The organism is Streptococcus sp. 9.1 (genome assembly GCF_016648815.1).
GTDB classification, from domain to species: domain Bacteria; phylum Bacillota; class Bacilli; order Lactobacillales; family Streptococcaceae; genus Streptococcus; species Streptococcus salivarius_E.
The window spans coordinates 1-5,941 of the sequence record NZ_JACLQS010000027.1 but is presented as its reverse complement, the minus strand read 5'-3'; the positions used below and the strand labels follow the sequence as shown (position 1 = coordinate 5,941).

The 5,941-nt window shown below is 38.4% G+C and carries 1 protein-coding gene; it reads left to right on the top strand.

Annotated elements, in window-relative coordinates; all coding sequences use genetic code 11:
* A partial coding sequence (locus H7T93_RS09775) for an SspB-related isopeptide-forming adhesin (protein WP_311635556.1) occupies nucleotides 1–5,941 on the top strand: 5,941 nt, incomplete at both ends.

Below are 5,941 nucleotides of genomic sequence, written 5' to 3'. Positions count from 1 at the left end.
AATACTGTTCGTCCTCCAGAAGAACCTAAGTTCCAACCAGAGAAATACGTTGTTTCTGAAGAGAAATTCGATATCACAGGCGACAAACTCGTTGATGATGATTCTGAATTGACTGATAAATATGGTGAAACAAATACAAACCCATACGCAGATGGAACTTCAAACAACGAAGCTCAAAACTTGAATACGAAGACTGTTAAACGTGGCGATAAGTTGGTTTACCAAGTATGGTTGGATACAACTAAATTTGACGCAGCTAACAAAGACAACATCCAATCAGTAGGAATCTCAGATGACTACGATGAAACTAAGTTGGATCTTGATTCTACTAAGATCAAAGCTTACGATTCAGTAACAGGTGACGATGTCACAGATAAATTCGATATCGCTGTGAACAATGGTGTGATTACTGCAACCCTTAAAGCTGGCTTCACTAAGTCACTTGGCGATGCGGACAACACTCAAGTGATCGATACAACTAAATTCGCCTTCGGACGTTACTACAAGTTCGACATTCCAACAACAGTGAAAGCTGATGTGGCGGCTGGTGTAGATATCGAAAATACTGCAGCTCAAGTAGTGAACTACTACAACCCAACAACTAAGAAGGTTGAAACTCCAAACAAACCTACTCAAAAACGTGTAAACAGCGTACCAGTACAAGTAGAGTTCAACTTCACTAAACGCTTGGAAGGCCGTGAGCTTAAAGCTAACGAATTCAGTTTCGTACTTAAGAATTCAGCTGGTGAAGTAGTTGAAACTGTAACGAACGATGCGGCAGGAAACGTTAAGTTCTCAGCTATCGAATTCAAGAAAGAACAAGCTGGTGTTCACAACTACACAGTTGAAGAAGTAGCTGGAACAGACGCAACCGTTACATACGATACTATGAAAGCGAATGTAACAGTAACTGTTTCTCACGATGGAACAGCTAAAGTTCTTGTGGCAACTGTTGGCGATATCGCTGATAAAGAGTTCAACAATACTGTTCGTCCTCCAGAAGAACCTAAGTTCCAACCAGAGAAATACGTTCTTAGCAAAGATAAAGGTGAATTCGATATCACTGGTACCAAACTTCTTGATGATGATTCTGAGTTGACTGATAAATATGGAGAAACAAATACTGATCCATATGTCGATAAAACTGACAACAACGAAAAAATTGATACAGGTAAAGTTGACAAAGATGAAAAACCAATATTCGACTTTATAAACATCAATACTCAACCAGTAAAACGTGGTGACACTATCAACTACCAAGTATGGCTTGATACAACTCAATTTGATGCAAACAACAAGGATAACATTCAATCTGTTGGTATCACTGATACTTACGATAAAGCTAAATTGGAAGTAAGTGAATCAGCAATCAAGGCTTACGATGGTAAGAGTGGTGACGACGTTACAGACAAATTCCATATCACAGTTAATAACGGAGTGATTGCTGCAACTCTTAAAGCTGGCTTCACTAAGTCACTTGGCGATGCAGAAAACACTCAAGTTATCGATACTACTAAGTTCGAATTTGGACGCTACTACAAGTTTGTCATTCCAGCTAAGGTTGCTGACGGTGCTTATGATGGTGCTGAAATTGAAAATACAGCAGCTCAAGTAGTTAACTATTACAACCCAACTACTAAGAAAGAAAAACCAGTAGAAAAACCAACTGAAAAACGTGTTAACAACGTTCCAACTGCTATCGAGTTGATCTTTGGTAAGACACTTAACGGACGTCAGTTGAAAGATCAAGAATTTACTTTCGAATTGAAAGATGAAGAAGGTAATGTTCTTGAAACAGTTAAGAATGATGCCGAAGGTAAAGTTAAATTCTCTACTATCAACTACGTTAAAGCAGATCTTGGTAAGACATTCAACTACACAGTAGAAGAAGTTAAAGGAACTGACACAACAGTTACTTACGATAACATGAAAGTCAATGTTACTGTTCAAGTTATCCAACCTGCACCAGGTGCTCAATTAACAACTGTCGTTTCTTACGCTACAGTAGGTGGAGATGCTTATGGCGCTGACGATCGTGTCTTCGATAACGAGGTAATTCCTAACTTCAAACCAGAGAAATACGTTGTTTCAGAACCAAGATTCGATATCATTGGTAACAAACTTGCCGATGATGATAAAGAGTTGGAAGACAAGTACGCAGATACCAATGCGAAACCATATGCGGACGTTGCGTCAAACAACGAAAAAGAAAACTTGAATACTAAGTCAGTTGAACGTGGTCAAAAGATTTACTATCAAGTATGGCTTGATACTCGAGAATTTACAGCAGAAAACAATCTTCAAACAGTTGGTATCAAAGATAACTACGAAAAAGATAAGCTTGATATCAACGCTGATGATATCAAGGTTTACGATGGTATCACTGGTGAAGATGTAACAGCTAAATTCGACATCAACGTTGAAAACGGTGTAATCAGTGCTTCATCTAAAGCAAGCTTGACTAAACCTATCAGCGCTACAGACGCAAGTCCAGTTATTGATACAACTAAATTTGAGTTTGGTCGTTACTATAAATTTGATATCCCAGCAACTGTTAAACAAACAGTTAAAGCTGGTGTAGATATTGAAAATACCGCTAACCAAACAATTCACCAATACAATCCATTCAATAAGAAAGTTAAAGATTCTGAAAAACCTACTCAAAAACGTGTCAACAGCGTACCAGTACAAGTAGAATTCAACTTCACTAAACGTTTGGAAGGTCGTGAGTTGAAAGCTAACGAATTCAGCTTCGTGCTTAAAGATTCAACAGGTAAAGTTGTTGAAACTGTAAGCAACGATGCAGATGGAAACGTTAAGTTCTCAGCTATCGAATTCAAGAAAGAACAAGCAGGCGTTCACAACTACACTGTAGAAGAAGTAGCTGGAACAGACGCAACCGTTACATACGATACTATGAAAGCGAATGTAACAGTAACTGTTTCTCACGATGGAACAGCTAAAGTTCTTGTGGCAACTGTTGGCGATATCGCTGATAAAGAGTTCAACAACGTAGTAACACCTCCAACTGAGCCTAAGTTCCAACCAGAGAAATATGTATTGAATACAGAGAAATATTCAATCACAGATAACAAACTTCTTGATGATGATTCAGAGTTAACAAACAAATACACTGAAACAGAAGCTAATCCTTACGTTGATAAAACTGATAACAACGAGGCAGAAAACATCAATACGAAGTCAGTTAAACGTGGTGATAAACTTGTTTACCAAGTGTGGTTGGATACAACTAAATTTGACGCAGCTAACAAGGACAACATCCAATCAGTAGGCATCTCAGATGACTACGATGAAGCGAAGTTGGATCTTGATTCTACTAAGATCAAAGCCTACGATTCAGTAACAGGTGACGATGTAACAGATAAATTCGATATCACAGTTAATAACGGTGTGATTACTGCAACTCTTAAAGCTGGCTTCACTAAGTCACTTGGCGATGCGGATAACACTCAAGTTATTGACACAACTAAGTTCGCATTTGGACGTTACTACAAGTTCGACATCCCAACGACAGTGAAAGCTGATGTGGCAGCTGGTGTAGATATCGAAAATACTGCGGCTCAAGTAGTCAACTACTACAACCCAACAACTAAGAAGGTTGAAACTCCAAACAAACCTACTCAAAAACGTGTCAACAGCGTACCAGTACAAGTAGAGTTCAACTTCACTAAACGCTTGGAAGGTCGTGAGCTTAAAGCTAACGAATTCAACTTCGTTCTTAAAGATTCAACAGGTAAAGTCCTTGAAACTGTAAGCAACGATGCGGATGGTAACGTTAAGTTCAAAGCTCTTGAATTCAAGAAGGGTGAAGAAGGTGTTCACAACTTTACAGTTGAAGAGGTTAAAGGAACTGACGGAACTGTAACATACGATACTATGAAAGCAAATGTCACAGTAACAGTATCACACGACGGAACAGCTAAAGTTCTTGTGGCTACTGTAGGCGACATCGCAGACAAAGAGTTCAACAATACAGTAACACCACCAGAAACTCCAGAATTCAACCCAGAGAAATACGTTCTAAACGAAAAAGAATTTGACCTAACAGGAACTTCATTATTAGATGATGATAAAGAATTAGCAGACAAGTATGCAGATACAAATGCAAACCCATATGCTGATAAAGCTGATAACAATGAAGCTCAAAACATTAACACTAAATCAGTTAAACCAGGTCAAAAACTAGTTTACCAAGTATGGTTAGATACAACTAAATTTGATGCAAACAACAAAGACAACATCCAATCTGTAGGAATCTCAGATGACTATGATGAGGCTAAAGTTGATGTTGATGCTTCAGCAATCAAAGCTTACGATGGTAAAACTGGTGCTGATGTAACATCTAAATTTGATATCACAGTAGCTAACGGAGTAATCACAGCAACCCTTAAAGATGGCTTCACTAAGTCACTTGGCGATGCAGAAAATACTCAAATCATCGACACAACTAAATTCGAATTCGGACGTTACTACAAGTTTGATATTCCAGCAACTGTTAAAGCGGACGTTAAAGGTGGAGTAGACATCGAAAATACTGCGGCTCAAGTAGTGAACTACTACAACCCAGTAAGCAAGACTGTTGAAAAACCAAGCAAACCAACTGAAAAACGTGTTAACAGCGTACCAGTACAAGTAGAGTTCAACTTCACTAAACGTCTGGAAGGACGTGAATTGAAAGCTAACGAATTCAGCTTCGTATTGAAAGATTCAGAAGGTAAAGTCCTTGAAACTGTAATGAACGATGCCTCTGGTAACGTTAAGTTCTCTAAACTTGAATTCAAGAAAGAACAAGCGGGCGTTCACAAATTCACAGTTGAAGAAGTGAAGGGTACTGATGGAACTGTCGCTTACGATGCGATGAAAGCAGTAGTAACTGTAGAAGTTAAACATGACGGAACAGCGAAAGCTCTTATCACTAACGTAACAGATCCAGCAGACAATGAGTTCAACAACCGTGTAACTCCTCCAGAAACTCCAGACTTCAATCCAGAGAAATACATCTTGAACGAATCTAAATTCGATATTACAGGTGACAAACTTCTCAACGATGATAAAGAGTTGAAGGATAAGATTGCGGAAACAAATGCAAATCCTTACGTTGATAAGACTGATAACAACGAAGCTCAAAATATCAATACTAAGACACTCAAGAAAGGTGATAAAGTATACTACCAAGTATGGTTGGATACAACTAAATTCACTGAAGCACACAATATTCAATCTGTTGGTATTACAGATAAATATGACAGTGCAAACTTGACTGTCAACGGAGCTGGTATTAAGGCATACGACTCTGTAACAGGAGAAGATGTGACAGCTAAGTTTGATATCAAGGTTGAAAACGGTGTGATTACTGCAACATCTAAAGCTGACCTTACTAAGTCACTTGGAGATGCAGAAAATACACAAGTCATCGACACAACTAAGTTCGCCTTCGGACGTTACTACAAGTTTGAAATCCCAGCAGAAATTAAACAATCTGCTAAGGACGGTGTTGACATTGAAAATACAGCCTCACAAATCGTTCACCAATACGACCCAACTAAGAAATCTGTTGAAAAACCAGAAAAACCAACAGAAAAACGTGTAATCAATATCCCAACTAAAGTTGAGTTTGAATTCACTAAGAAACTTGAAGGCCGTCAACTTAAGGCTGGTGAGTTTAGCTTTGTACTTAAAGATAGCAAGGGTAATGTGATTGAAACTGTAAGCAATGATGCTAAAGGTAAGATCAAGTTCTCTGCACTTGAGTACAAACGTGGTGAAGAAGGTACTCACATTTATACTGTTGAAGAAGTACAAGGTAACGATACAACTGTTACTTACGATAAGATGGTAGCTAGAGTCGTTGTTTCAGTAACTAAAGACGGTAAAGTCTTGACAGTAACTTCTCAATTGCCAGAAGATACTGAGTTCAACA